General features: G+C 64.4%; 22 protein-coding genes and 2 pseudogenes. 9 read left to right on the top strand and 15 right to left on the bottom strand.

Annotated elements, in window-relative coordinates; genetic code table 11:
• Window positions 1-19: 19 nt before the first annotated feature.
• The gene (locus AC0SZ7_RS25130) at window positions 20-556 is read right to left on the bottom strand and encodes a gluconokinase, GntK/IdnK-type (RefSeq protein WP_473003728.1); all 537 of its coding nucleotides are present in this window, start codon (window positions 554-556) and stop codon (window positions 20-22) included.
• 207 nt (window positions 557-763) lie between these two features.
• Between AC0SZ7_RS25130 and gntR the strand changes: the two genes are divergently transcribed.
• From gntR to AC0SZ7_RS25115, 3 genes and pseudogenes are all read left to right on the top strand, one after another.
• Entirely contained in the window at window positions 764-1,780 is a 1,017-nt protein-coding gene (gntR, locus tag AC0SZ7_RS25125; protein ID WP_475506913.1) for an HTH-type transcriptional regulator GntR, read from the top strand.
• 263 nt (window positions 1,781-2,043) lie between these two features.
• Window positions 2,044-2,826, top strand: a pseudogene (locus tag AC0SZ7_RS25120) (PAS domain-containing protein); the annotation flags it as partial.
• A 174-nt stretch (window positions 2,827-3,000) separates the two neighbouring features.
• Window positions 3,001-3,363: pseudogene (locus AC0SZ7_RS25115) on the top strand (methyl-accepting chemotaxis protein); the annotation flags it as partial.
• A 78-nt stretch (window positions 3,364-3,441) separates the two neighbouring features.
• Here AC0SZ7_RS25115 and AC0SZ7_RS25110 read toward each other — a convergent pair.
• The 8 genes from AC0SZ7_RS25110 to phnD all read right to left on the bottom strand — a co-directional run bounded on the left by AC0SZ7_RS25110 (window position 3,442) and on the right by phnD (window position 11,367).
• The gene (locus AC0SZ7_RS25110) at window positions 3,442-4,833 is read right to left on the bottom strand and encodes an amidase (RefSeq protein WP_475506912.1); all 1,392 of its coding nucleotides are present in this window, start codon (window positions 4,831-4,833) and stop codon (window positions 3,442-3,444) included.
• 125 nt (window positions 4,834-4,958) lie between these two features.
• A complete protein-coding gene (locus tag AC0SZ7_RS25105; protein WP_475506911.1) occupies window positions 4,959-6,353 on the bottom strand; it encodes an MFS transporter in 1,395 nt (464 codons plus the stop codon).
• A gap of 190 nt (window positions 6,354-6,543) precedes the next feature.
• On the bottom strand, window positions 6,544-6,927 hold the full coding sequence (locus tag AC0SZ7_RS25100) for a hypothetical protein (protein ID WP_475506910.1): 384 nt from the start codon (window positions 6,925-6,927) through the stop codon (window positions 6,544-6,546).
• Window positions 6,928-7,026: 99 nt separating this feature from the next.
• Complete coding sequence (locus AC0SZ7_RS25095; RefSeq protein ID WP_475506909.1) at window positions 7,027-8,124, bottom strand: phosphonoacetaldehyde reductase; 1,098 nt, start codon at window positions 8,122-8,124, stop codon at window positions 7,027-7,029.
• Window positions 8,125-8,153: 29 nt separating this feature from the next.
• A complete protein-coding gene (phnE, locus tag AC0SZ7_RS25090; RefSeq protein ID WP_475506908.1) occupies window positions 8,154-8,939 on the bottom strand; it encodes a phosphonate ABC transporter, permease protein PhnE in 786 nt (261 codons plus the stop codon).
• Between the two features lies 1 nt (window position 8,940).
• The gene (phnE, locus tag AC0SZ7_RS25085; protein WP_475506907.1) at window positions 8,941-9,741 is read right to left on the bottom strand and encodes a phosphonate ABC transporter, permease protein PhnE; all 801 of its coding nucleotides are present in this window, start codon (window positions 9,739-9,741) and stop codon (window positions 8,941-8,943) included.
• Window positions 9,704-10,483 (bottom strand): phosphonate ABC transporter ATP-binding protein, encoded by a 780-nt coding sequence (gene phnC / locus AC0SZ7_RS25080; protein WP_475506906.1) that lies wholly within the window; start codon window positions 10,481-10,483, stop codon window positions 9,704-9,706. Before phnC ends, phnE (AC0SZ7_RS25085) begins: the two co-directional genes overlap by 38 nt.
• Before the next feature lie 20 nt (window positions 10,484-10,503).
• On the bottom strand, window positions 10,504-11,367 hold the full coding sequence (gene phnD, locus AC0SZ7_RS25075) for a phosphonate ABC transporter substrate-binding protein (protein ID WP_475506905.1): 864 nt from the start codon (window positions 11,365-11,367) through the stop codon (window positions 10,504-10,506).
• A 113-nt stretch (window positions 11,368-11,480) separates the two neighbouring features.
• On the opposite strand from phnD, the gene AC0SZ7_RS25070 reads away from it, so the two are divergent.
• The 5 genes from AC0SZ7_RS25070 (at window position 11,481) to AC0SZ7_RS25050 (ending at window position 16,239) form a co-directional block, all read left to right on the top strand.
• Window positions 11,481-12,344 (top strand): LysR substrate-binding domain-containing protein, encoded by an 864-nt coding sequence (locus tag AC0SZ7_RS25070; RefSeq protein ID WP_475506904.1) that lies wholly within the window; start codon window positions 11,481-11,483, stop codon window positions 12,342-12,344.
• Window positions 12,345-12,542: 198 nt separating this feature from the next.
• The gene (locus tag AC0SZ7_RS25065; RefSeq protein WP_475506903.1) at window positions 12,543-13,427 is read left to right on the top strand and encodes a TauD/TfdA dioxygenase family protein; all 885 of its coding nucleotides are present in this window, start codon (window positions 12,543-12,545) and stop codon (window positions 13,425-13,427) included.
• A 13-nt stretch (window positions 13,428-13,440) separates the two neighbouring features.
• Complete coding sequence (locus tag AC0SZ7_RS25060) at window positions 13,441-14,319, top strand: ABC transporter ATP-binding protein (protein WP_416425720.1); 879 nt, start codon at window positions 13,441-13,443, stop codon at window positions 14,317-14,319.
• Between the two features lie 15 nt (window positions 14,320-14,334).
• Complete coding sequence (locus tag AC0SZ7_RS25055) at window positions 14,335-15,201, top strand: ABC transporter permease (protein ID WP_475506902.1); 867 nt, start codon at window positions 14,335-14,337, stop codon at window positions 15,199-15,201.
• 36 nt (window positions 15,202-15,237) lie between these two features.
• Window positions 15,238-16,239 (top strand): ABC transporter substrate-binding protein, encoded by a 1,002-nt coding sequence (locus AC0SZ7_RS25050; RefSeq protein ID WP_475506901.1) that lies wholly within the window; start codon window positions 15,238-15,240, stop codon window positions 16,237-16,239.
• 115 nt (window positions 16,240-16,354) lie between these two features.
• Here the strand turns inward: AC0SZ7_RS25050 and AC0SZ7_RS25045 are convergent, their stop codons facing one another.
• The 5 genes from AC0SZ7_RS25045 to AC0SZ7_RS25025 all read right to left on the bottom strand — a co-directional run bounded on the left by AC0SZ7_RS25045 (window position 16,355) and on the right by AC0SZ7_RS25025 (window position 23,315).
• A complete protein-coding gene (locus AC0SZ7_RS25045; protein ID WP_475506900.1) occupies window positions 16,355-16,666 on the bottom strand; it encodes a helix-turn-helix domain-containing protein in 312 nt (103 codons plus the stop codon).
• Window positions 16,653-17,039 carry a transcriptional regulator gene (locus tag AC0SZ7_RS25040; protein WP_475506899.1) on the bottom strand — a complete coding sequence of 129 codons (387 nt, stop codon included), beginning with the start codon at window positions 17,037-17,039 and terminating at the stop codon, window positions 16,653-16,655. The genes AC0SZ7_RS25045 and AC0SZ7_RS25040 overlap by 14 nt, the downstream gene beginning before the upstream one ends.
• 490 nt (window positions 17,040-17,529) lie before the next feature.
• Window positions 17,530-18,936, bottom strand: a complete 1,407-nt coding sequence (locus AC0SZ7_RS25035; RefSeq protein WP_475506898.1) for an efflux transporter outer membrane subunit — start codon at window positions 18,934-18,936, stop codon at window positions 17,530-17,532.
• The gene (locus AC0SZ7_RS25030; protein ID WP_475506897.1) at window positions 18,920-20,104 is read right to left on the bottom strand and encodes an efflux RND transporter periplasmic adaptor subunit; all 1,185 of its coding nucleotides are present in this window, start codon (window positions 20,102-20,104) and stop codon (window positions 18,920-18,922) included. Before AC0SZ7_RS25030 ends, AC0SZ7_RS25035 begins: the two co-directional genes overlap by 17 nt.
• Window positions 20,094-23,315 carry an efflux RND transporter permease subunit gene (locus tag AC0SZ7_RS25025; protein ID WP_475506896.1) on the bottom strand — a complete coding sequence of 1,074 codons (3,222 nt, stop codon included), beginning with the start codon at window positions 23,313-23,315 and terminating at the stop codon, window positions 20,094-20,096. The genes AC0SZ7_RS25030 and AC0SZ7_RS25025 overlap by 11 nt, the downstream gene beginning before the upstream one ends.
• A 214-nt stretch (window positions 23,316-23,529) precedes the next feature.
• Between AC0SZ7_RS25025 and AC0SZ7_RS25020 the strand changes: the two genes are divergently transcribed.
• Window positions 23,530-23,943 carry a PA0061/PA0062 family lipoprotein gene (locus AC0SZ7_RS25020; protein WP_475506895.1) on the top strand — a complete coding sequence of 138 codons (414 nt, stop codon included), beginning with the start codon at window positions 23,530-23,532 and terminating at the stop codon, window positions 23,941-23,943.
• Between the two features lie 283 nt (window positions 23,944-24,226).
• Here the strand turns inward: AC0SZ7_RS25020 and AC0SZ7_RS25015 are convergent, their stop codons facing one another.
• On the bottom strand, window positions 24,227-24,889 hold the full coding sequence (locus tag AC0SZ7_RS25015) for a response regulator transcription factor (protein ID WP_475506894.1): 663 nt from the start codon (window positions 24,887-24,889) through the stop codon (window positions 24,227-24,229).
• Window positions 24,890-24,891: the final 2 nt, after the last annotated feature.

Raw genomic sequence — 24,891 nt, 5'->3', positions numbered from 1 at the left:
TCTTGTTCGAGCTCATGAATCAGGCCGATTGCGACAGCGATGCATCTTGGTTATGCAGCCAGGCGTCGACCTTGTCTGCCAGGGTGGCGATGGGCAGCGTCGCGTCCAGGGGCAGGGTCAGCACTTCGCCCTTGGGCGATTCCAGGGTAGCGAACTGGCTGTCGATCAGGCTGGCGGGCATGAAATGGCCCGGGCGGTGGGAAACGCGGTCAGCTGCTTCCTCGCGGGTCAATTCCAGGAACACGAAGCCCAGGTTGGGCACGGCAGCGCGCAACTTGTCACGGTAGGCCAGCTTGAGCGCCGAACAGGTCAGGATGGCGCGTTCGCCACTGGCCACGCACGCACTCATTTCCTCGCCGAGGCGTGTCAGCCAGCCGGCGCGGTCATCGTCGTTGAGGGGGATACCAGCGGACATTTTTTCGATATTGGCGGCAGGGTGGAACACGTCACCTTCAATCAGGCGACCTCCGCTACGGTGACAGATAGCATCGCCGACGCTGCTCTTGCCGCAGCCCGCAACACCCATCACCACGATTGCGGAAAGAGGGAAAACCATCGGTATCTCCTGCAGGAACAGCGCGTGCAGAGGATCCTTGGAAGGCTACCCCGGCGGCTACTGCACCCTGATCTTATTGATATGTTTTGAGCAGCCCTTGCTCGGGGAGTTGCACACGATGAAATAATTTCATCATTGCCCTGTGCTAAAGACAGCGCTACCTTAGCCGCCACCCCTATTAATGGCAAGTCGAAAACAATAAGACCCATGACCCGCACCGGCTCCCGCACTACCGGTCGCCCGACGCTTTCCGAAGTCGCACGGCTGTCCGGCGTTTCCCCGATCACCGCTTCCCGCGCGTTGCGGGGGGTGCCCACCGTCGCGCCGGAACTGGCCATAAAGGTCCACGAAGCCGCCCTGCAGCTGGGCTACGTGGCCAACCCTGCGGCCCGCGCGCTGGCCTCGGCGCAAAGCCAGTCCATTGTGGTGCTGATCCCGTCGCTGTCCAACCAACTGTTCATCGACACCCTGGAAGCCATTCACGATGTGATGCGCCCCCGGGGCCTGGAAGTGCTGATCGGCAACTCCCACTACGACATCAATGAAGAAGAAAACCTGATCCGCAACTACCTGGCCTACCAGCCACGGGGGCTGCTGCTGACCGGTTTCGAGCGCACCGAGGCGTCGCGGCGCATGCTCGCCGCCAGCGGCGTGCCGTGCGTGCACATGATGGAGCTGGACGCTACGCCGGGCATCGCCTCGGTGGGCTTTTCCCAGGAACAGGCGGGCGCGGTTGCCGCCCGTCACCTGCTCAGCCGTGGGCGCAAGCGGCTGGCCTACGTGGCCGCGCAGCTCGACCCGCGGGTGCTGCAGCGTGGCGATGGCTTCCGGCAGACCCTGCAGGCCGCCGGCTGTTTCGACCCGGCGCTGCAATTAATGGCGCCCACGCCTTCTTCCATCGGCCTGGGCGGCGAGCTGTTCAACGACCTGCTGCGCCGCCACCCGGACGTCGACGGCATATTCTTCTGCAACGACGACCTGGCCCAGGGCGCCATCCTGGAAGCCTCACGCCAGGGTTTGAAGATTCCCGAGCAGGTGGCCATGGTCGGCTTCAACGACCTGCCGGCCTCGGCGCACCTGGTACCGCGCCTCACCTCCATTCGCACCCCGCGCGCGGCCATCGGCCGCCAGGCGGCGCACCTGCTGCTGGGCCTGCTGGATGGCAAGCCCATGGCCCTGCCTACCCAGGACTTGGGGTTCGAACTGGTGGTGCGCGAGAGTTGACCGTGTTGGGCTCGGACGCAGCCTTCGGCAGCTGCTACGGGCGCGCGTGCACCGGGTAATGGCGCTTTGCTTGCAACCGCGCACTTGCTGGCTATGCTCAGCAGGTGAGCCGGGAGTTGCCTTGTCAGGGAAGAAAGCACAGGGAATGTTGCGCCAGCCTTTCTTCACGCCCCCCATTCCATTCGTCGTGCCCCGAAGTGCGTTGCTTCTGCTTTTAACCATTGGGTTTTGAAAAGTAACCGGACGCTTGAGGTCTTCGAACCATGTTTGACTCCCACCGCAAGGCCGACGTGGCGGAAATCGCGCGCCTGTCCGCTGAACTTGAACAGGCCAATGCACGCCTGGCTGCCATCAGCCGGTCCATGGCCATGATCGAATTCACCCCCGAGGGGCTGATACTCGATGCCAACAGCAACTTCTGCAAGACCATGGGTTACTCCGTGGAAGAAATTCGCGGCAAACACCACCGGCTGTTCTGCGCCGACGGCTTCCACAAAAGCGAGGAATACCAGCGCATGTGGCAAGCCCTGCAACGCGGCGAGGCCTTGAGCGGAACCTTCGAACGGCTGGACAAGGGCGGCCGCGAAGTGTGGCTGGAGGCCAGCTACATGCCAGTGCTGGGGCCCAACCGCGAGGTGCGCAGCGTGATCAAGGTGGCGGCCGACATCTCCGACCGCGCGCACCTGGAGCACGAAAGCGAAAGCAAGCTCAAGGCCATCGGCCGCTCCATGGCGGTGATCGAATTCAGCCCCGACGGCCGCGTGCTCACCGCCAACGACAATTTCCTGCAGGCCATGCACTACTCGCTGAACGAGGTGATCGGCCAGCACCACAGCATGTTCTGTACCCGCACCGAAGCCGAATCGCCTAATTACAAGGCATTCTGGGCCTCGCTGAACCGTGGCGAATACCATTCGCACCGCTTCGAACGGGTGGACAAGCACGGCCGCGTGGTTTTCCTCGAAGCCTCGTACAACCCGATCTTCGACCCCCACGGCCGCTTGTATAAAGTGGTGAAGTTCGCCAGCGACATTACCGCGCAGATCAACACCCAACAGTCGGCCGCCGAGGCTGCCCACGCCACTTCGGTGCAGAATGACGCCTGCGCGCAGAAGGGCTCAAGCGTGGTGCGCCAGACCGTGGACGTGATCAAGGAAATCTCCAACGACCTCAACGAGGCCGCGCGCAGCATCGATGCCGTGAACCGCCAGTCGGAGAACATCGGCAAGATCGTGCAGACCATTCGCGGCATTGCCGACCAGACCAACCTGCTGGCGCTCAACGCCGCCATCGAAGCGGCGCGCGCCGGTGAGCATGGCCGCGGCTTTGCCGTGGTGGCCGACGAGGTGCGCAGCCTGGCGGCGCGCACCAGCCAGGCCACGGTGGAGATCGTCGATGTGGTGCGGCAGAACCACGACCTGTCGCTGAGCGCCGTGGCCAGCATGCAATCGAGCCTGAGCCGCACCGGCCTGGGCGTGGAGCTGGCGAACGAGGCGGGCGAGGTGATCCTGGAAATCCAGGAAGGCTCGCGGCACGTGGTGGACGCGATCAGCCAGATCAACTCCACCCTGCAGCTGCACTGACACTAACCGTAGCAGCTGCCGAAGGCTGCGTCCGGGCCACCCCTCGGTGGTGCCTGGGACGCGGCCTGGCGGCCGCTGCTACCGGGGAGGTGTCGGCCAGCCCGGCATCTCGCCCCGCACCCCTTCATACCACTTGCCCATCTGCAGCAGCCATTCATCGGCAAAACGCGGCCCTACCATCTGCAAGCCCACCGGCATGCCGTGCTCGGTAAAGCCGCAGTTGATCGACAGCGCCGGCTGCTCGCCCATGTTCCACGGCAAGGTAAAAACGATGTGCTCGAAGGGTTTCTGCGGGTCGTTGCCCGGCGATGGCCAGTCGGCGGGGAAGGCGTCGACCTGGTTGGTGGGGCACAACAGCAGGTCCACCTCATCGAACACCGCGGCGGCGCGGCGCCGCATTTCGAAGGTCTGGTTGAAGCCCTGCACCGCCTGCACGGCGGTAAAATCCGCGGCGGGGGCGGCCCACTCGCGTATATAAGGCAGCACTTTTTCGAACTGTGCGCTGCCCATGGCGCTCAGCTCGGCCCATTGGCGTGCGCGCCAGAAACGGTCCATGCCTTCCAGCAAGGTGCGGTCCATCAACGGCGCCACTGTTTGCAGGCGCGCGCCATGGGCCTGGAAATGCTTGGCGGCGGCCTCCACCAGCGCGCAGGTGCGTGCCGACGGCGTGAAGCCCACGCCGGGGTCCAGCAGCACCCCCACCCGCAGGCCACGCATGGACGGCGGCGCCAGTTTCCAGTCCAGCGCCTGGGGCGCCAGGCTGGTGGCGTCGCGGCTGTCGGGCAGCGACAGGTAGCGCATCAGCAGGGCGCAGTCGTCCAGGCTGCGGGTCATGGGGCCGGCGCAGCGCCCGGTGTAGTAAGGGTCGATGGGGATGCGCCCCAGGGTCGGCTTGAAGCCCACCAGGCCGCACCAGCCGGCGGGCAGGCGGATCGAACCGCCGATGTCGGTGCCCACGTGCAACGGGCCATAGCCGGCGGCCGCCGCAGCGGCGGCACCGGAGCTTGAACCACCGGTATTGTTGGCGAGGTTCCAGGGGTTGCGGGTGACGCCATGAAAGCTGGACAGCCCCGAGGACAGCATGCCGAAATCCGGCACCGTGGTCTTGCCCAGCACGATGGCCCCAGCCTCGCGCAGCCGTGCGGCAGGTGGCGCATCCTGGGCGGCGGGTTGCAGCACGGTGGCGGCGCTGCCCAGGGGAATGGGCTGGCCCTGGGTGGCAATCAATTCCTTGAGGGTCACCGGCACACCGTCCAGCGGCCCGCGCGGCAGGCCCCGGGCCCAGCGCTCGGTGGCACCGCGGGCCTGTTCCATGACACCCTGCGGGTCGAAATTCCACAGCGCGTTGATGTGCGGTTCCCAGCGACCGATGTGATCCACCAGATGCTGGTAGTACTCCAGCGGCGACAGCGTCTTGCTGGCGAACATGGTCAGCAGCTGCGCTGCCGGCAGATCATGCAGATCGGTCATCACCCTCACTCCCTGAACGTGGCTTTGCAGGAAGCGTAGCAGCAACTGTCTTGGTGGGAGCTGGCTTGCCAGCGAGCTTTTTGGGCCTGAACAGCTCGCTGGCAAGCCAGCTCCCACGGGCGTCGTCAGTGGGCGATGTTCTCCAGCGCCAGGTTGCGGGTCCTGGGGCCGAAGCCGCCGATGGTCAGGGTCACGATCAACATGCTGCTGACAATGAACGCCAGTACCCCCGGGGTGCCGAAGTGCTCCAGGAAGAAGCCGATCATCAGGCTGCTGAACACCGTGGACAGGCGGCTGAACGAATAGCAGAAGCCCACCGCACGCGCACGAATATGGGTGGGGAACATCTCGCTCTGGTACGAGTGGTAGCTGAAAGTCAGCCAGGCGTTGCAGAAGGTGATCATCACCCCGCACACAATCAGCCCCACCGCGCTGGTCTGGAAGGCGAACAGGGTGCCGAACAGCATGGTGCCCAGCGCCGAGCCGACGATCTGCCATTTGTTTTCGAAACGGTTGGCGATGCGCACGAACAGCAGCGGCCCCAGCGGGTAGGCCAGGGTGATGATGAAGGCATAGCCCAGGCTGTGGGTAACGCTGACGCCCTGGCCCGACAACAGCGCCGGCAGCCAGTTGCCAAAGCCGAAGAAACCAATGGCCTGGAAGATGTTGAAGACAATCAGCATCAGCGCACGGCGGCGGTAGGGTGGCTGCCAGATGTCACGGAAATGGCCCTGGGCTTCCACCAGCACTGCTTCCAATTGCGGCGTGGGCAGTGGCTGGCCATGGTCGCGTTGGCAGCGCGCCTCGATGGGCGCAAGAATCGCCTCGGCCTCGTCGAAGCGCCCATGCTGGGCCAGCCAGCGCGGCGACTCGGGCAGGCGCGAGCGCAGCCACCAGATGATCAGCGCGAACAGCGCGCTGGCCAGCACCACCCAGCGCCAGCCGGAAACCCCCAGCGGCGCCTGGGGCACCAGCCACCAGGACATCAGCGCCACGGCCGGCACGGAAAGGAATTGCACGAAAAAGGCAAAGGCGAACGCCGAGCTGCGCATGCGTTTGGGCACCAGCTCCGACAGGTAGGCGTCGATGGTCACCAGCTCGATGCCCAGGCCGATGCCAACGAAGAACCGGCACACGATCAAGCCCAGCGCGCTGCTCTGCAGGCCCATGACCAAGGTGGCCAGGGTGTACCAGACCAGCGCGAAGGTGAAGATGGCCCGGCGGCCGAAGCGGTCGGCGATGGGGCTGAGCAGGCTGGCGCCGAAGAACAGGCCGAGGAAGGTCGCCGCGGCGAACGCCGCCTGGTCGGACAGGCCGAACACGCCCTGGTTGCCGGCGGCGAAGATTCCGTCGCGGATCAGGCCGGGGCTGATGTAGGCAGTCTGGAACAGGTCATACAGTTCGAAGAAACCGCCAATCGATAGCAGCGCCACCAGCTTCCACAACGTCGCCACGGCGGGCAGGCGGTCGATGCGTGCCGAAATCAGCGCGGCGCGGTCGGGGGAGGCTGGGGTGGACATGGGCGTGAATCCAGGCGGGTGGAGCGGGGATGATACTGATTGTTGCGCGGCAATAGATTGCTAAATATTACCAAAAACCCATATTTTTTTGCGATCCCGTAGCTGGGGCCGCTGGCTGCGTCCCTGGCCCGCGCATAATTCCAGGATTTTGTGCGTGGGCAGGACGCAGCCTGCGGCAGCTGCTACGGGATCAGTCGTCGTTGTCGGCCAGCTGGTTGAGGTATTTGCCGCGGTCCGGCGTGAACGTCACCATCATTCCGGTGCGGGTGCAGGTCAGGGTGGTTTCACGGTCCGCCTGCACTTGCAGGTCCTCGCCGCGCAGGCCTTGCCACTGGGCCAGGTATTTCAGCGCGCCGTATTTCTCCTTTTTCTTCAAGGCGCGGGCCACACCGCCTTTCCAGCCCAGCACCGGCAGCTCGCCGGCGCGGCATTGCTCGGCCAGCTCAGGCATCTTCTGCGCGCGCTCGCGGCCAATTTCCCAGCAGCGGATCAATCCCTGATCGGGGCCCTGCCAGGTTTCCTCCCACGTCAGCTTGGGGCGCACGGGGACGGTGATTTCACGGGAGACCAGCATTGTCGGGGCTTATCCTTGAGCACATGGGTAGGTGGATCCAAAAGTATCCCAAACGATAGTATTAGTGCCAGCGTGTATATGTATCAAATGTGAAGCGAATCACCCCCACAGTGGCTCGCCGGCGAAATTGCGCCCCCGGGCGCCCTGGGTCGCGGCCTTCACCAAGGTTTGCCAGCCGCTGTCGTCCAGCCCGTAGGCGGCCGGTTCACGGCTGACGCCCAATTGGTCCAGCAGCGCTGCCAGCCGCGCGGCGCCGGCCTCGCCCACCTGGCTGACGCTGACCCCGAACACCCGCGCCAGGCTCTCGTCGATGTCTGCGGCGTGGCCCACGGCCCAGCGCAGTACGTGCGGCAGGCTGAATGAGCAGGCGATGCCGTGGGCCGTGCCCTGTTCCAGGGTGATGGCGTAGGAAATGTTGTGCGCCAGCGCCGTGCGCGTGTTGGAGAACGCCAGGCCCGCCCAGGTAGCAGCCTGCAGCATGCGGCTGCGCAGGGCCAGGTTGTCGAGGTCATCGGCCAGGCGTGGCAGCACCTCGATAATGGTCCTGGCCGCCGTCTCGGCGTAGTGCAGCGACAAGGGGTTGCGCTGGGTATTCCAGATGCTTTCCAGCGCGTGGGACAAAGCGTCCAGGCCAGTGGCGATAGTCAGCCCGCGGGGCAGGCTGCGCCCCAGCTGCGGGTCGCACAGGGCCACTTCCGGGTACAGCTGGTCGTGGGCCAGGGACAACTTGCGCTGGTTGGCCGGGTCCCACACGGTGGCCCAGCAGGTCACTTCGCTGCCGGTGCCGGCCGTGGTGGGGATGGCGATGATGGGCAGGGCGCTGAAATGCTGCGCGCGGCCTTCCAGGTAGTCCAGGGTACGGGCGAAGTCGCCCTCGAACGCGGCCAGGCACTTGGCGCTGTCTATCACCGAGCCGCCGCCCAGGGCTACCAGCACCGGCGGTTGCGCGGCGGCGCAACTGGCCGGGTACAGGCGTGCGGCGGCATCGCGCAGGAAATCGATGTCGGGGTTCTCGCGTACGTCGTCGATCACCAGCAGCGGCGCGCCGGCCTGTTGCGCCAGGCGCTGGGCCAGGCCGGCGAACAGCGGGTGGTCGTAGGTCAGCAGCACATAAGGCCTGCCGTTGATGAATTCGGCGGTGCGCTCGAAAGCGTCGATGCCGAATTGCAGCTGCACGGGGTTACGGTAGGACCACATCGAAGGGCTCCTTGGCAGAGGTTAAGGGTTCAGGCCAGGCGTTGGCGCGCCCAGCCGGACAGGGCGTCGATGGCGACCACGGTCACCAGCAGGATCAGGATCAGCATCGCCGAGCGGCCGTACTGGAACAGTCGCAGGGCGTCGTACAACGCCTGGCCGATGCCGCCGGCGCCCACCAGGCCGAGCACCGAGCTCATGCGCACATTGCGGTCGAAGATGTACAGCACATAGCCCACCGTCTCGCGGCCAATGGACGGCCAGCCGGCGAAGAACAGTGTCTGGATACGCCCGGCACCAGTGGCGCGCACGCCTTCGTAAGTGCCTTCAGGTACGCGCTCCAGGCTTTCGGCGATGAACTTGGCGAGGAAGCCCAGGGTGTGCACGCCCAAGGCGAGCGTGCCGGGCAGCGGCCCCAGGCCGATGGCGGCGACGAAGAACAGCGCCAGCACCAGGTCGGGGGTTGCCCGCGACACGCTGAGCGCTTCGCGCACCAGGGCGAAACACAGGCGGTTGGGCGTCAGGTTGCGCGCGGCCAGTGGCGCCAGGATGAACGCCCCGATACAGGCGATGGCCGTGCCCCACAGGGCGGTGGCCAGGGTTTGCAGCAGCAGGAACAGCGAGTGTGGCAGGTCGCTGAAGTCCGGGCGGGTGTAGCGCGAGAAATACTCGCCAATGTCCTGCAGCGCATAGCCCAGGCCTTCCACCGACAGGTCCAGGTGCATCACGCACAGCGCGGCCACTGCGAATACTGCGGCAATCAGCAGGGGGGCGGGGTTGAAGGGGCGCTTGGGCAGGGCGGTCAATACTGTGTGCATGTCAGATAATCCTCTTGCGCAGGGCAGCGCTGAGACGGTCAAGCGTCGACACCACCAGCAGTACCGCCAGCATGATCAGCAGCAGGCGCGGGAAGTCGTACAAACGCATGGACATCACCAGGTCGTAGCCAATGCCGCCGGCGCCGACGATGCCCAGGATGGTGGCGGCGCGGAAGTTGTGGTCGAGGATGTACAGCAGCGAGCCGAGCAGGTCGGGCAAGGCTTGGGGCAGGTGGGCGAAGGTGCGCACCTGCAGCCAGCTGGCGTTGTGCGCAGCCAGGCCTTCCACGGCCTTGTCGTCCACCACCTCGATGGCTTCGGCAAAGAACTTGGCCATGAAACCCACCGTTACCACTGCCAGCGCCATCACCCCCGGCAGTGGGCCCAGGCCCAGGGCGGCGACGAACACCAGCGCCCAGATCAGGTCGGGCAGGGCGCGGGTGAACGACAGCAGCAGGCGCGCGGCGCGGCCCAGCCACGGCCGCGGCGTGGTGTTGCGCGCGGCGATGACCGCCAGTGGCAGGCTCACGCAGGCAGCCAGCAGGGTAGCCAGGAAGGCGATCTCGAAGGTCTCCAGCAGCTTGATGCCCAGCTGCGGCAGGTAACTCCACTCCGGCACGGTCACCAGCTTGCCGATGAACTCGGCGAGGTTGCCCAGCGAACGCAGCAGCTTGAGCGGGTCCATTTCCACCAGCGGCGCGCTGGCCAGCAGCAACACCAGCAGCAGTACGGCCAGGCCGATCAGGCGCCAGGGCGCGCGGCCGTCAGGCGTAGGCCAGCAGAGCCGGGACGGGCTGCGCATGGGCGTCTCCTTCACGATGGTAGATGTGCGCCAGGGCGTGGCGGTCCAATTGCGCGGGTGTGCCGTCGAAGACGATGCTGCCTGCGTTGACGCCGATCACCCGGTCGGCGAAGCGCTTGGCCAGGTCAACCTGGTGCAGGTTGAGGATCACGGTGATGCCGTCCTCGCGATTGATGGCGGCCAGCATGGCCATGACTTCCTCGGTGGCCAGCGGGTCGAGGCTGGCCACCGGTTCGTCGGCGAGGATAACCTTGGGTTGCTGCGCCAGGGCGCGGGCGATGCCCACCCGTTGCTGCTGGCCGCCGGACAGTTTGTCGGCGCGCTGCCAGGCACGTTCGGTCAGGCCGACCCGGGCCAGCAGGCGCGTGGCCAGTTCAACGTCCTCACGGCGGAACAGGTGCAGCAAGCTGCCCAGCCACGAGCGCCGGGCCAGGCGGCCGGTCAGCACGTTGGTCATCACCGATAGCCGCCCCACCAGGTTGAACTGCTGGAACACCATGGCCACGCCGCTGCGCACGTGGCGCAGGTTGCGCGGCACCACCTGCACGCCGTCGAACAGAATCTCGCCGGCCTGGATGCTCTCCAGGCCGTTGAGCGAACGCAGCAGCGTCGACTTGCCGGCGCCGGACGGGCCGAGAATCACCACGAAACTGCCGGCCTCGATGTCCAGGTTGATGTCTTTCAGGGCCTGGTGGCCGTTGTCGTAGTGCTTGCACACATGGGTCAAGCGGAAGGCCGGCATGGCGCGCTCCTGTGGCTGCATCACTTGAGCAGGGCGTCGCGGCCCAGCCCCAGCGAAGTGATCATGTCGCGAATCGGTTGGTAGTCGGCCGGCTTCGCCTCGGTGTAGCGGAGGTACTTGCCGTAGCCGGTCACCTGCATGTCCTTGTGGGCGTTGTAGAAGGCGTCGCGGATCTTGGCCTTCAGCTCCGGGTCCAGGTCCTTGCGGTAGGTCAGCGGCGAGTCGGGGATGTCCATCGAGGTTTCGATGATGCGGTTGCTTTGCGGGGTGATCAGGCCTTTTTCCAGCAAGATCTTGTAGGAAATGTCATTCGCCGCGGCGGCGTCCACCGCGTGATTCTTCACCGCCAGCTGCGCGGCGTCGTGGGAACCGGCGTAGGTGAACTTGCCGAAGAACTGCGCAGGCGTCTGGCCAGTGCGCTGCTTGAGGATGTAGCTGGGCACCAGGTTGCCGCTGGTGGAGGCCGGCTCGACGAAGGCGACGTTCTTGCCTTTCAGGTCTTCAAGCTTCTGCACCGGCGAGTCGCCGGGCACCACGAAGATGCTCTTGTAGATAGAGCGGCCGTCGGGGCTCACGCCCACGGCGAAGGCTTCGGCGCCGGCTTCCTGCTCGGCGAGGATGTACGACAGCGGGCCCAGCCAGGCGATGTCCAGGCGCTTCTTGCGCATGGCCTCGATGACGCCGGCGTAGTCGGTGGCGGTGTACATCTTCACATGCACGCCCAGCTTTTTCTCAAGGTAGGCGCGCATGGGTTCGAAGTGCTGGATCATCTCTTCGTTGTTTTCGGCCGGAATCAGGCCCATCACCAGGTCGCGTGCCTGGGCCACGCTGGCGGCGCAGGTCAGGCAGGCCACGGCGGCGATTTTCTTCAGCAACGGCTTCATCGATTCGTCTCTTCAGGTGACTGATGAGCGAATGTTGCAGAGGCGATATGACAATTGATGCATGAATTTGATAGCTATGTACGACACAACCCATAGCCTCAGGGAATGCACTGATGATCTACGCCCAACTGCGCGCCTTCCTGGCGGCGGCGCGAACCGGCAGTTTTACCGAGGGCGCGCGGCTGCTGAAGATTACCCAGCCTTCGATCTCCAAGCAGATTCGCGAGCTGGAGGAACGCTGTGGCGAACCGTTGTTCGACCGTACCGGCCGTCAGGTGCGCCTCACGCCCTTGGGCGTGCAGGTGATGGCCAGCGCCCGGCGCATGATGGATGCCGAGGTGGATGCCCTGCAGTTGCTCAGCGACGTGCGCGCGCTGGGCTCGGGCCATTTGCGCATCGCTGCGGTGGGCCCGTATCACCTGGTGGAAATCCTCCACGAATTCCACCGGCGCTACCCGCGGGTGCAGGTCAGCGTCGAGTTCGGCCATTCGCAGTACGTGCACGATGCGGTGGAGAGCTTCGATGCCGACCTGGGCGTACTGGCCAGCCAGCAACCCGGCAACGGCCTGGCACGCCTGCGTTACCGGCAGTGCCCCCTGATGCTGGCAGTGCCGGCGGACCATGTGCTGGCCACCCGCGCCAGCGTGGCGTTGAACGAGCTTGAGGGCGAGCCGGTGATTCACCGCGAGGCGGGTTCCTCCAGCCGGCAGATTTTCGAGGCGGCGTGCCAGGCCGCGGGCGTGCAGCCGGCCAGCGTGCTGGAAATTGGCAGCCGCGAGGCCATTCGCATTGCCATCGCCAAGGGCATGGGCATCGGTTATGTGTCCCAGGACGAGGTGGTGCCCCATGAGCGCATTGTCATGGTGCCGTTTGCCGAACAGGCCGGGCTGCTGACCAATGCCACGCTGGTGTGGCGCAAGGAGCGGGGCGCCAACACCATCATCAGCGCGTTCCTGGAGGTTGCGCGGGCGATGTAACCGCCGTGGTTTTTGTGGGAGCTGGCTTGCCAGCGAGCTGTTGGCAGCCAAAAACTCGCTGGCAAGCCAGCTCCCACAAACGCATCCACAATTTCCAGTGATATCGTTATGCATTAAAGATATTTAAATTTCGGTTCTTATGCCTATAGAGTTTGGTCATTACCTACTCGTACTCAATAGCCAGAGCCGGAGCCCAGCATGTCCGCCTTATCGTTCGCCCCCCTGCCTTCCCAGACCTTCGAAGTCCGCCCCCTGCAAGGCCTGGTGGGCGCCGAGATCGTTGGCCTGGACCTGAGCCGGCCGCTCAATGACGAAGACTTCGCCCGCGTACACCGCGCGCACCTGGACTACCACCTGGTGGTGTTCCGCGACCAGCACATCACCCCGCAACAGCAGATCGATTTCAGCCGCCGCTTCGGCGTGCTGCAGATCCACGTGCTCAAGCAGTTCCTGCTGGCCAACCACCCGGAAATCCTCATTGTTTCCAATATTGTCGAGAACGGCCAGCCGGTCGGCCTGGGCGATGCTGGCAAATACTGGCACTCGGACCTGTCCTACAAGGAACTGCCAAGCCTGGGTTCGATGCTGTACGCCCAGGAGCTGCCGAGCGAGGGGGGCGACACCCTGTTCGCCGACATGCACCGCGCCTGGGACAGCCTGCCGCAACACCTGCAGGACGCCGTGCAAGGCAAGAACGCCGTGCATTCCTATACCGCCCGCTACAGCGAGGGCAAGAACGCCGCCAACTGGCGCCCGACCCTGACGGCCGAGCAGTTGGCCCAGGTGGTCACCGTCAGCCATCCGGTGGTGCGTACCCACCCTGAGAATGGCCGCAAGGCGCTGTTCGTCAGTGAAGGTTTCACCACCCACATCGTCGGCCTGCCGGAAGACGAGAGCCGCGACATCCTCAACCAGTTGTACGCCCACAGCGTGCGGCCGGAGAACGTATACCGCCACCAGTGGCAACCCAACGACATGGTGTTCTGGGACAACCGTTCGCTGATCCACCTGGCTGCCGGCACCCCCGAGCACCTGCGCCGCAAGCTGCACCGCACCACTATCCAGGGCGATGCGCCGTTCTGATCCGGGAGTCACCATGAACGCTGTACTGCAAGGCCACACGGCCAGCGATGTATTACCTGCGCAGGCTGGCCATCAGGCGACCCCTGAAGTCCTGCTGCAAGTGAGCAACGTCAGTCTCGAATACCGCACCCCCGAACGCGTGGTGCGGGCCACCCACCAGGTCAGTTTCGAAGTCGACCGCAGTGATCGTTTCGTGCTGCTCGGCCCTTCGGGCTGCGGCAAGTCGACCCTGCTCAAGGCCGTGGCCGGCTTTATCAAGCCCAGCGAGGGCGAGATCCGCCTGGGCGGTGCCACCGTCACCGAGCCGGGCCCCGACCGCATCGTCGTATTCCAGGAATTCGACCAGTTGCCAGCCTGGAAAACCGTGCTGGAAAACGTCATGTTCCCGCTGCTGGCCTCGCGCACCCTCAAGCGCAAGGAAGCCGAGGAACGCGCGCGCCATTACCTGGAGAAGGTCGGCCTCAGCGCGTTCGCCAACGCCTACCCGCATACCCTGTCCGGCGGCATGAAGGCCCGCGTGGCCATCGCCCGTGCGCTGGCCATGCAGCCGAAGATCCTGCTGATGGACGAGCCTTTCGCCGCCCTCGACGCCCTGACCCGGCGCAAGATGCAGGAAGAGCTGCTGGAACTGTGGGACGAGGTGCGCTTCACCCTGCTGTTCGTCACCCACTCCATTGAGGAAGCGCTGGTGGTGGGCAACCGCATCCTGTTGCTGTCGCCGCACCCGGGCCGGGTGCGCGCTGAGATCAACAGCCACGAATACGATTTGCAGAGCCTCGGTGGCGTGGCCTTCCAGGCCAGTGCCCAGCGGATTCACCGGCTGCTGTTCGACGAGGCCCAAGGGCCGGTCGAGCAGGACCTGGGTTTCCACGACATCCGCATCGCCTACTGACTCTGGAGCCTTGCCATGAGCCTGCAACCGCCCGTGCGCGCAGAATACGAAATCGAGCTGGAACCCTTCACCCAGGCCGCACTGACCCGCGACATTTCCCTGGCCCAGCGCATCTGGCAACAGGGCTGGGTGCGCAAGACGGTGATCATGATCGCCCTGGCGCTGATCTGGGAAATTGCCGCGCGCATCCAGAACAACGACCTGCTGCTGCCCAGCTTCCTGCAGACCGCCCATGCTTTCGTCGACGGCATCGCCACCGGCGAGCTGCTGGGCAAGGTGTGGATCTCCCTGACCGTGCTGATCAAGGGCTACCTGATCGGTATCGTCCTGGCGTTCGGCCTGACCACCCTGGCGGTGTCGACCCAACTGGGCCGCGACCTGCTCAGCACCCTGACCGCCATGTTCAACCCGCTGCCGGCCATCGCGCTGCTGCCGCTGTCATTGCTGTGGTTTGGCCTTGGCGACAACAGCCTGATCTTCGTGCTGGTGCACTCGGTGCTGTGGGCGCTGGCGCTCAACACCTACTCGGGCTTCCTGGCCGTGTCGGAAACCCAACGCATGGCCGGCCGCAACTACGGCCTGCGCGGCCTGCGTTTTGTCTGGTACATCCTGATCCCGGCCGCGCTGCCGTCGATCCTGGCGGGCCTGAAGATTGGCTGGGCGTTCGCCTGGCGCACCCTGATCGCCGCCGAGCTGGTGTTCGGCGCATCGTCCGGCAAGGGCGGCCTGGGCTGGTACATCTTCCAGAACCGCAACGAGCTGTACACCGACAAGGTGTTCGCCGGCCTTGCGGCAGTGATCATCATTGGCCTGCTGGTGGAAAACCTGCTGTTCAATACCTTCGAGCGCCTGACCATCAAGAAATGGGGCATGCAGCGCTGATTCGCCACTCTCTCCACTAAATACGTGAGCATTCAAATGGCCAAGTTATCCCGCCTTTCCATCGCCCTGGGGCTCGTCGGTGCCGTGCTCGGCACCAGCGCCCACGCCGAAGGCAAGATCAGCATCGCCCAGCAGTTCGGCATTGGTTACCTGATCCTCGACGTGGTGCGCGACCAGCACCTGATCGAGAAACACGGCAAGGCCGAAGGCATCGACATCACCGTGGACTGGAACAGCATCTCCGGCGCCACCGCCATGAACGAAGCGCTGCTGGCCGGCGCCCTGGACGTGGTGTCGGCGGGCGTGCCGCCGATGCTGACCATCTGGGACCGCACCAAGGGCCGCCAGAACGTCAAGGCCATCGCCTCGCTAGGCTCGATGCCCAACTACCTGTTGACCAACAACCCCAACATCAAGACCCTGAAGGACTTCACCGACAAGGACCGCATCGCCGTGCCGGCCGCCGGCGTGGGCTTCCAGTCGCGCACCCTGCAGATCGAAACCGCCAAGGTCTTCGGCGACGCCGACTTCAAGCGCTTCGACAACTACTCGGTAAGCATCCCGCACCCCGACGCCACCTCGGCGCTGATTGCCGGCAGCTCGGAAATCACCGCGCACTTCTCCAGCCCGCCGTTCCAGTACCAGGAGCTGGAAAACCCGAAAGTGCACAAGGTGCTCAGCTCGTACGACGTACTGGGTGGCCAGGCGACGTTCAACGTGCTGTACACCACGCAGAAATTCCACGACGAAAACCCCAAGACCTACAAGGCGTTCTACGACGCGCTGGCTGAAGCTTCGCAGTACATCAAGGCGAACAAGACCGAGGCGGCCAAGACCTACATCCGCGTAGAGCAGTCGAAGTTGCCGTTGGCGCTGGTGGAGAAAATCGTCAATGACCCGGAGATCGACTTCACCATCGTGCCGCAGCGTACCGGGGTGTATGCCGATAAGTTGAATGAGCTGGGGGTGTTGAAGAACAAGGCTGATAGCTGGAAGGATTTCTTCTTTGAAGAGGCGCATGGTGGCGCCGGTAGCTGACCCGTCAGCCACCCTGTAGCGGCTGCCGCCAGGCTGCGCTGGCCCTTGCAGACACTGGAGATCTTCGGTGAGGCATGGCGCCAGTGCAGCCTGGCGGCAGTGGCTAGGCGTCGTTTTATTCGGCTAAAACGTCGCGAAACACGTCGGGGCGCAGTGCAGCGATATGAAGTAAGGAGCGAGCTGCCCCGGAAGGTGATCGGCGGCCTTGCTCCCACTCCTGCAACGTACGAACGGATACGCCCAGCAACTGGGCGAATCTGGGCTGGGAGAGCCCTGTCTTACTTCTTGCCTGGGCGGCTTCGGTAACCTGGACCTGATTAACTGCACCCAGCCGTTCGGCTTTGACGTCGCGAATGGACGCAAGCAGTTCTTCGCCGATGTTTCGCTGGGCATCACGTTCCAGCAACTCTTGTTCAGTCAGAGGCATTGCCCAACTCCCTCGAAATTTTGCGTAGCAAGTGTGCAGGTATGTTCTCGGTCGCACCTTTTGCGTAGATCAGCAGTGCTACCAGTACGCCGTTGGCGAGTTGGGCTGTATAAATCACCCTGACTGCACCACTTTTTCCTGAACCTGTCATTCCCCAACGAACCTTGCGACACCCTCCGGAACCTGGAATGACTGCGCCCGCGTCTGGATTGGCCGCCAGATAGCTCATGAAGTCGCCGTGTTCCTGCCGGGTCCAATAGTCGGGCCATAACTTTGAAAAAACCGGAGACTCGATGATCGTCAGCAGGTGATGATCATACGTCTTTGACGGATGAATCTGCAAATGAGGGTTTCTGTAGAAAAAGTCATTCATGGTATCGGTGCCTTCTCGATCAGGCCCGATGAGTGTGTAACTGCTGGATGCGTGGGGTGAAGTTCCATCCGATTCAGCCTCCGAGGCGTCGAGAGGACGGCACATTGCAGCAAGCTGGGGAAGGGACTCAATGCTGGAAGTGTTGCTGATCGTAAGCGTTTACGCCTGCTGAAGCTGGGTTTCGCTGGGCCATGCTTACACGGGAGGTTTTCCGTAAGGCAGGCAGCCTGCGGCAACGATAAGGCGGCTGATGTGGCGGGATGCCGTCCGGGGTGGGGACATGTCTTGTAACTATCTAAAATGAACGGTGAGAGGGACCGCTTGGTATGTTGAAGCCCCTGCAATTGTTTCCCTTATCCTTTCCAGCCGACCCTGTAGCCGCTGCCGCAGGCTGCGCTGGCCCTGAGCCTCGCTGGGAATCTCCAGCGTAAACGAGGGCCAGCGTAGCCTGGCGGCAGCGGCTACGCGGTTGTATGTATCAGCACATGAATCAGGACTTGGCGGGCTGCCACCCCCCACCCAACGCAACCATCAACCCCACGCTGGCCTGCAACCGACGCGTCTGCACATCCTGCAACTTGCGCTGCGCGTCCAGCGCCGCCGTCTGCGCCGTCACCACGTCCAGGTAGTTCACCGCGCCGGCTTCATAGCTGTTCATGGCCAGGGTCTGCGACTGGGTCGCCGCATCCACTGCCGCCTGCTGGTCCGCTGCTTCCTGCTTCAAGTCACGCAGTTGCGACAGGTTGTCTTCCACCTCGCGCAGGGCCTTCAACACGCTGCCACGGTAGTGGGCGCTGGCTTCGGCGAACTCGGCCTTGGCCTGGTTTTCGGCGCCGGTGAGGCGGCCGCCGGTGAAGATCGGCAGGTTGACCACCGGGCCGATGGCCCAGAAGCGGTTGGTGGCGCTGAGCACGTTGCCCACGCCCATGTCCTGGCCACCGAAGTAGCCGCTCAGGCTGAAGTCGGGGTAGAACGCAGCCTTCGCCACGCCAATGTTGGCGTTGGCGGCGAACACCCGGCGCTCGGCGGCGGCGATGTCAGGGCGGCGTTGCAGCAGGGTGCTGGGCAGCTCGGCTGGCACGTCGGGCAGGGCCGGGAATTTGGCGATGGCCGCCAGCTGGAAGGTGGTCGCCGGCTGGCCTACCAGCTCGCCGATGGCGTGCTCGGTGAGGTTGCGCTGGTTGATCACGTCGTCCAGTTGGGCCTGGGCCTGGGCCAGCTCGCTTTGCGCGCGGGTCATGTCCAGTTCGCTGGCGATCTGGCCTTCGTAGCGGTCGCGGGTCAGGTTCAACGCCTGGGTATAGTCGTCCAGTGAGGTTTTCAGAATGGCCTGCTGGGCGTCCAGCCCGGCCAGGGTCAGGTACAGGTTGCTGAGCTGGCGTTGCAAGCTCTGGCGCGCCACTTCCAGGTCGTCGGCCGAGGCCTGGGCCTGGGCGTCGCCGGCGGCCACGCGGTTGCGCACCTTGCCCCAGAAGTCCAGGTCCCAGTTCAGGGTGAACGCCGCGGTGTTGGTGTTGTACACGTTGGGCTGGTCGCTGCCGCGCAGTGGTTTGTTCTCGGACTGGCGCTGGCGCACGCTGGAACCGGTGGCGCCGATTTCCGGGAACAGGCCGCCGTGCAACTGGCTGGCGTAGGCCTGGGCCGCATCGAAATGCGCCAAGGCCGCGGCCAGGTCAGGGTTGGCGCTGATCAGCTTGCCCTGCAGGTCGTTGAGCTGCGGGTCGTTGTACAACGACCACCATTGCTGCGGCACCTTGTCGGCAGGCTTGGCGGCCTGCCACGGGCCGCTGTAATGCAACGGGATCGGTGCGTCCGGCACTTTGTAGGTCGGCGCCAGCGAGCAGCCCTGGAGCACCAGGGCCATCGCCGCTACCAGGCGGTTAAGCTTTAGGGGCATGGGTGTCTCCTGCGTCGGCCAGTTTCACCGGGTCGTTCTCGCGCAGGGAATCCGGCGGGTTGTCGATGACCTGGTCGGTGGGGGCCAGGCCCTGGTCGATGAACAGGGTGGCGCCCAGGTCCATGCCGATGTGCACGTTGCGCAGGTGCACGTGCTTCTGCGCATCCACCACGGCCACCTGGGTGCCGGCGGCGCGGAAGATCAGCGCGCTGCCGGGAATGCTCACACCCTGGCTACCCGCAGGCACCTTGAGGGTGACCTCGGTGTAGTCACCGGCCAGCAGTTCACCCTTGGGGTTGTCGGCGACAAACTGGGCCAGCATGGTGCCGGACTTGGCGTCCACGGCGTTGGAGTTGCCCACCAACTGTGCGTCGAACTGCTCGCCCGGGTGCTCCGGCACGGTCAGGCTCACGTGCATGCCGGTGCGCACGGCAGCGGCGTAGTTCTGTGGCACCGGCACGTAGAGGCGCAGGCGATGGGTGTCAGCCACTTCGAACAGGTCCGGGCCGGTATCGGCGTCGGCCTTGATCAGTTGGCCGACGTCGGTGTTACGCGCGGTCACGGTGCCATCAAACGGCGCACGCAGGGTCTTGTAGTTGGACAGGTCGGTGAGGCGCGCAAAGTCGGCGCGGGCCGCCTCGACGTTGGCCTTGGCGGCGTCGGCGTTGGCGACTTTCTCGTCCACTTCCTGTTGCGAGACCGAGTGCGTGCTCAGCAGGTGCTGCCAGCGCGCGGCGCTGGTCTGCGCCAGTTTCTCGTCGGCCTGTTGCTGCAGCAGGTGCGCGTGGGCCTGGGCCAGTTGTTGGTCCAGGTCGGGGCTGTCGATTTCGGCCAGCACCTGGCCGGCTTTCACCGGCGTGCCGATGTCGGCTTTCCAGTCTTTCAGGTAGCCGCTGACCCGGGCGTGAATCATCGCCTGGCTCCAGGCTTCCAGGTGCGCCGGCAGCACCAGGGTGTCGCCGGTGGTGTTGTGGATCGGCTGGAACACGCTGACGATGGGCATCGACTGGGCTTCGGTCCAGGTCGCAACGTTGTCATCGTGACGGGTCCGGGCGGCCAGGCCGCCGGCCACCAGCACGGCAGCCAGGGTCAGGCCGCCGACGCCGAGCACCATCAGGCGCTTGCGCGAAGGCTTCTTTGCGATGGTCGGTAGGGAATCAGACGACATGGGAGGTTTCTCCAACGGAAAGCTTGGCGGTGCGGCGTCCATGCACAAGGCTGAACACCACCGGAACGAAGAGCAGGGTGGCCGTGGTGGCCAGGATCAGGCCGCCGATGACGGCGCGACCCAGTGGGGCGTTCTGTTCCTGGGAGATGGCCAGCGGCAGCATGCCGATGATCATCGCCAGGGCGGTCATGCACACCGGACGGAAGCGGGTGAAACCGGCCTCCATGGCGGCCAGCAGGGCGTCGCCGTGCACGTCCAGGCGTTCTCGACAGAAACTCACCACCAGGATGGAGTTGGCGGTGGCCACACCCATGCACAAGATGGCCCCTGTCAATGCCGGCACCGATAGCGAGGTGCCGGACAGGAACAGCATCCAGACGATGCCTGCCAGGGCAGCCGGCAGGGCGGTGATGATCACGAACGGGTCGAGCCAGGACTGGAAGTTGACCACGATCAGCAGGTAGATCAGCACCACGGCGCCGAGCAGGCCCAGGGACAGGCCGCTGAAGGCTTCATGCAGGGCGTCGATCTGGCCGTGCAGGGTGATGGTGGCGCCCTTAGGGCGGTGCGGTGCGGCCAGGTCGATGGCTTTCTGAATGTCCTTGGCCACGCCGCCCAGGTCACGGCCTTGCACGTTGGCGTAGATGTCCAGGGTGGGCTGGATGTTGTAGTGGGTGACCACCGCCGGGGTGTCGACGCGGTGGATGGTGGCCAGGCCGCCGAGGATCTGCGATTGGCCGTTGGCGCCGGTCACCGGCAGGGCTTCAAGTTCCGGCATGCTGTCGAGGCGGTACTGCGGGGTGGCCGCGACGATCGAGTAGCTGATGCCGTTTTTCGGGTTCAGCCAGTACAGCGGCGATACCTGCGAGCTACCGGCCAGCGAGGCGACCATGGAGTTGGTCACGTCACGTTCGGTAATGCCCAGGCCGTTGGCGCGTTCACGGTTCACGTCCACTTGCAGGGTAGGGTAGCCGTTGGACTGCTGGATACGCAGGTCGGCGATGCCACGCACATGCTTGAGGGCGCGCTGCAGTTCCAGGGCGTAGGCGTGGTTGGCGTCGTTGTCGGGGCCGGAAATTTTCACGTCCAGGGGCGCTGGCGCACCGAAGTTGAGAATCTCGCTGCTGATGTCGGCCGGCAGGAACGAGAAGGTGCTGCCTGGGAAGCTTTCCGGCAGGACTTCACGCAGTTTCTTCACGTAGTCGGCGGTCGGCTTGTGGCCTTCCTTCAGGGTGACGGAGATATCGCCGTCCTGCGGGCCGGTAGTACCGCTGGCGCTGTAGGCCATGTCGATACCGCTGAGCGGGATGCCGATGTTGTCGATCACGGTGTCCAACTCATTGGCCGGCACCACTTCACGAATGCGTGCTTCGATACGGTCGAAGGCAGCGGCGCTTTCCTCGATACGGGTACCCACCGGCAGGCTGACGTGCAGCGACATGGCGCCGGCGTCGGTGGCCGGGAAGAAGTCTTCACCCAGCGTTGGCAGCAGCGCGAAGGATGCCAGCACGCAGACCATGAAGCCGATCAGGAAGCGCTTGCGGTTTTCCAGGGCCAGGGTGAGCACACCGTGGTAGCTGTCACGCACGTTGCTGAAGCGCTTCTCGAAGCCCTGCTGGAAGTTCAGCAGGCTTTGCACGAACGCGCCGTGCTTGGGTTTGTGCTGGTCGCCTTCGTGGTGGTTGAGCAGGGCGTTGTCCGGGTGGCGGCCTTCGCCTGCCTCGACCACGTGGGGCTTGAGCAGGAACATCGCCAGGGTCGGCACCAGGGTACGCGACAGGATGAACGAGGAGGCCATGGCGAAGATCACCGCCAGCGCCATGGGGCGGAACAGGTAGCCGGCAATGCCTTGCAGCATGAACATCGGCACGAACACGATGCAGATACACAGCAGGGACACGAAGGCCGGGCCGACGATCTGCTTGGCGCCATCGAGGATGGCGTCCTTCACCTGCTTGCCTTGTTCAAGGTGCCAGTTGATGTTCTCGATGGTCACCGTGGCATCGTCCACCAGGATACCGACGGCCAGCGCCAGCCCCCCGAGCGTCATTACGTTGAGGGTCTGGCCGCTGACCGCCAGCAGGGCGATCGCCGACAGCACCGCCAGGGGAATCGAGGCGGCGATGATGATGGTCGAGCGCCAGCTGCCCAGGAACAGCAGGATCATGGCGCTGGTCAGCAGGGCGGCGATGATACCTTCGCGGGCCACGCTGCCTACCGACTCTTTCACGAACACCGAGGCGTCGCCCAGCATCGAGGTTTTCAGCGAGGGCGGCAGGGTCTCGTTGATCAACGGGAACATGTCGCGAATGCTCTGCACAATCGACAGGGTCGAGATGTTGCCGTTTTTCAGGGCCGGCATCAGTACCGCACGACGGCCGTCCACCCGCACGATGTTGGTCTGTGGCGGCGAGCCGTCACGCACGTGGGCCACCTGGCCGACGGTGATCACCGCGCCGTCGACGGTCTTGATCGGCAGGTCGTTGAGCTGCCCGATGGCATCCGGGCTGTTGTTCAGCAGCACGGTGTACTCATCGCTGCCCAGCTTGGCGGTACCCACCGGCACGATCTGGTTCTGCGCGGCCAGGGCGTTGCTCACGTCCTGCGCCGACAGGCCCTTGGCGGCCAGCGCCTGGGGGTCGAGGTCGAGGGTGATCTGGCGCTGCTTGCCACCCATGGGGGTCGGCATGGCCAGGCCCGGCACGGCGGAAAGCGGCAGGCGGATGGAGTTCTGCACCAGGTCACGAATACGCGCTTCGGACAGGGTGGGGCTGGAGAACGCCATCTGCAGGATCGGCACCGTGGAGGCGCTGTAGTTGAGGATCAGCGGCGGCGTGATGCCCGGGGGCATCTGCTTGAGCACGGTTTGCGACACCGCGGTCACCTGGGCGTTGGCGGTACGGATGTCCACGCCCGGCTGGAAGAAGATCTTGACGATGCCCATGCCCGGCAGCGATTGCGACTCGATGTGCTCGATGTCGTTCACCGTGGTACTGAGTGAGCGCTCGTAGGTGTAGATCACCCGCCCGGCCATGGCGTCCGGCGACAGGCCGGTGTAGGACCAGACCACGGCGATCACGGGGATGCCGATGTCGGGGAATACGTCGGTAGGGGTCCGCATCGCGGACAGGGGCCCGATGATGCAGATGAATATCGCCAACACGATAAACGTGTATGGCTTGAGCAATGCGGTCTTTACCAGCCCTAGCATGCCAGGAACCTCCAAAGGGTTTGCGTATGCTGGCAAGTCTTGCTGGAACCACCTAACACAAGCCTTTCATGAAGGTGAAAGATGTTTTAAGGCGCAACTGAAATTCGTTTCACGGTGATTCATTGGTGTTGAAAGAGGGCGGTCATCACACTTGGCATCGATCGAAAACGACCTGCCAGGGCAGGCCACTTCCAACACATTTGAGGAATACCCCATGAATGCGAAAACGCTAATGCTGGTGCCCATGCTTGGGCTGGTCGGTCTGCTCTCGGCGTGCGCCGGGCCCATGCCGCAACCCAACCCGAACGATGCCTGGGTGGGCCTTAAAGAAGAAACCCAGAATTCGATGCTGGCGGAACAGCTGGATGGCAAGAACCTGAAAGATGGCCGCTACTTCCAGGTAAAACCGGGCGAGCACAAACTTGAAGTGTTGTTGTACGAAGAAAGCACTGCCCAACAGGACGACCAGACCTGCCGCGCCACCATTGATTACAAGGCGTTCAAACAGGGCAAGCATTACACCCTGGTGGAGAGCAGCCTGGGCGATACCAACCTGCGGGCTGATTTGAAGAATGACCAAGGCAAGACCGTTGCTTCGACTGACAACTTCGATTGCATGTCGGGTTGAGGTTTTTGCGGTGAATCAAGGCCCTGGCGCGATGCGTGAAGGGCCTTTTTTTTGCGTCCAGTCCAGACGCGGCCTGCGGCCGCTGCTACAGAAGGCGGAGGCGTAGCAGCGGCCGCAGGCCGCGTCATGGAACGCCACGGTTTGCCAGGCCCACCGCTGACGCGGCCGCCGGCCGCTGCGACAGAGGCGAAGGTGTAGCAGCGGCCGCAGGCCGCGTCATGGGCGTATAAAAAAGCCCCGGGCCATTGGCACGGGGCTTTTGTGTATCGCCAATCCCTTGACCTCAATCAGTACGCACATGCACCGTTTCGCGCAAGCTGTACCCGAACCCGCGCAAGGTCTGCAGTGCGTTGGGTGCGTCCAGCCGTGCCAGCTTGCGGCGCAGGTTGCAGATGTGCCGCTCGATCAGGGCGCTGCGTGAGTCATGGGCTGCACCCCACAGCTGTTCTTCAATCAGCTCGCGACTCACCGCGCCGGGCCGCTTTGCGAGGATGGCCAGCAGCCGCTGCTCACTGACCGTCAACGGCTGCTGGTGCGCGCCACGGCCCAGCAGCAGGCGCGTGGTGGACAGCCACAGGCCGGCCTCGGCGTCCACGGCCGGGCTGAGGTGGTCGCGCAACAGGGCGTGCATGCGCGCCTGTAGCTCGATGAACAGCACCGGCTTGGTCAGGCACAGTTCGGCGCCAGCGCGCAGGGCCGCTACCCGCGCCGGGCCGTCGTCGTCGGCCAGCAGCACGAGGATGCGCGACTTGCGCTTGCGCGCCAGGCAGCGCTCCAGCAGGTCGGGCTGCGCCTGTTGCAGGTCCAGCAGAATGAAGCCGTAGTTGCTGTCGGCCAGGGCCCAGTCGGCTTCGTGCGGCTTGGCCTCGACGACGCGCTGGCCGCTGTCAGCAAAGCCGCGCAGCAGCTGTTCGTCTCGGGTATCGGCGATATAGAGCAGATTCATGT

Source organism: Pseudomonas sp. JC1203 (genome assembly GCF_056175065.1).
This window is presented reverse-complemented; position numbering and strand designations above follow the sequence as displayed.

Excerpts from the sequence above, each read along its gene's own strand:
- AC0SZ7_RS25130 (WP_473003728.1), bottom strand. The coding sequence starts at position 556 with ATGGTTTTCCCTCTTTCCGCAATCGTGGTGATGGGTGTTGCGGGCTGC.
- gntR (WP_475506913.1), top strand. The coding sequence starts at position 764 with ATGACCCGCACCGGCTCCCGCACTACCGGTCGCCCGACGCTTTCCGAA.
- AC0SZ7_RS25110 (WP_475506912.1), bottom strand. The coding sequence starts at position 4,833 with ATGACCGATCTGCATGATCTGCCGGCAGCGCAGCTGCTGACCATGTTC.
- AC0SZ7_RS25105 (WP_475506911.1), bottom strand. The coding sequence starts at position 6,353 with ATGTCCACCCCAGCCTCCCCCGACCGCGCCGCGCTGATTTCGGCACGC.
- AC0SZ7_RS25100 (WP_475506910.1), bottom strand. The coding sequence starts at position 6,927 with ATGCTGGTCTCCCGTGAAATCACCGTCCCCGTGCGCCCCAAGCTGACG.
- AC0SZ7_RS25095 (WP_475506909.1), bottom strand. The coding sequence starts at position 8,124 with ATGTGGTCCTACCGTAACCCCGTGCAGCTGCAATTCGGCATCGACGCT.
- phnE (WP_475506908.1), bottom strand. The coding sequence starts at position 8,939 with ATGCACACAGTATTGACCGCCCTGCCCAAGCGCCCCTTCAACCCCGCC.
- phnE (WP_475506907.1), bottom strand. The coding sequence starts at position 9,741 with ATGCGCAGCCCGTCCCGGCTCTGCTGGCCTACGCCTGACGGCCGCGCG.
- phnC (WP_475506906.1), bottom strand. The coding sequence starts at position 10,483 with ATGCCGGCCTTCCGCTTGACCCATGTGTGCAAGCACTACGACAACGGC.
- phnD (WP_475506905.1), bottom strand. The coding sequence starts at position 11,367 with ATGAAGCCGTTGCTGAAGAAAATCGCCGCCGTGGCCTGCCTGACCTGC.
- AC0SZ7_RS25070 (WP_475506904.1), top strand. The coding sequence starts at position 11,481 with ATGATCTACGCCCAACTGCGCGCCTTCCTGGCGGCGGCGCGAACCGGC.
- AC0SZ7_RS25065 (WP_475506903.1), top strand. The coding sequence starts at position 12,543 with ATGTCCGCCTTATCGTTCGCCCCCCTGCCTTCCCAGACCTTCGAAGTC.
- AC0SZ7_RS25060 (WP_416425720.1), top strand. The coding sequence starts at position 13,441 with ATGAACGCTGTACTGCAAGGCCACACGGCCAGCGATGTATTACCTGCG.
- AC0SZ7_RS25055 (WP_475506902.1), top strand. The coding sequence starts at position 14,335 with ATGAGCCTGCAACCGCCCGTGCGCGCAGAATACGAAATCGAGCTGGAA.
- AC0SZ7_RS25050 (WP_475506901.1), top strand. The coding sequence starts at position 15,238 with ATGGCCAAGTTATCCCGCCTTTCCATCGCCCTGGGGCTCGTCGGTGCC.
- AC0SZ7_RS25045 (WP_475506900.1), bottom strand. The coding sequence starts at position 16,666 with ATGCCTCTGACTGAACAAGAGTTGCTGGAACGTGATGCCCAGCGAAAC.
- AC0SZ7_RS25040 (WP_475506899.1), bottom strand. The coding sequence starts at position 17,039 with ATGAATGACTTTTTCTACAGAAACCCTCATTTGCAGATTCATCCGTCA.
- AC0SZ7_RS25035 (WP_475506898.1), bottom strand. The coding sequence starts at position 18,936 with ATGCCCCTAAAGCTTAACCGCCTGGTAGCGGCGATGGCCCTGGTGCTC.
- AC0SZ7_RS25030 (WP_475506897.1), bottom strand. The coding sequence starts at position 20,104 with ATGTCGTCTGATTCCCTACCGACCATCGCAAAGAAGCCTTCGCGCAAG.
- AC0SZ7_RS25025 (WP_475506896.1), bottom strand. The coding sequence starts at position 23,315 with ATGCTAGGGCTGGTAAAGACCGCATTGCTCAAGCCATACACGTTTATC.
- AC0SZ7_RS25020 (WP_475506895.1), top strand. The coding sequence starts at position 23,530 with ATGAATGCGAAAACGCTAATGCTGGTGCCCATGCTTGGGCTGGTCGGT.
- AC0SZ7_RS25015 (WP_475506894.1), bottom strand. The coding sequence starts at position 24,889 with ATGAATCTGCTCTATATCGCCGATACCCGAGACGAACAGCTGCTGCGC.